Annotated in this window: 1 protein-coding gene; it reads right to left on the bottom strand. The window is 45.1% G+C overall.

Features of this window, described 5'->3' with window-relative positions:
* The coding region (locus RFW85_RS15785; RefSeq protein WP_309171671.1) for a winged helix-turn-helix domain-containing protein at positions 1-226 on the bottom strand (226 nt) is incomplete at both ends.

Below are 226 nucleotides of genomic sequence, written 5' to 3' on the forward strand. Positions count from 1 at the left end.
AGACGAGACACTTGAACATCAATAGAACGTTCCATTGCACCCCATTCACGGCCACGAGCCAAGTTCATGAGCTTGTCGCGTGTTAAAGGTTCACGTGGATGCTGTACCAAAGCTTTTAATACGGCAAATTCACCTGTAGTCAATGTAACGATTTGACCCTCACGAGTCAGTGTACGTGTAGATAAATCTAGAGACCATGGACCGAAGCTAACCACTTCAACTTGTT

Source organism: Acinetobacter sp. 12966 (assembly GCF_031196995.1).
GTDB classification, from domain to species: Bacteria; Pseudomonadota; Gammaproteobacteria; order Pseudomonadales; family Moraxellaceae; genus Acinetobacter; species Acinetobacter geminorum.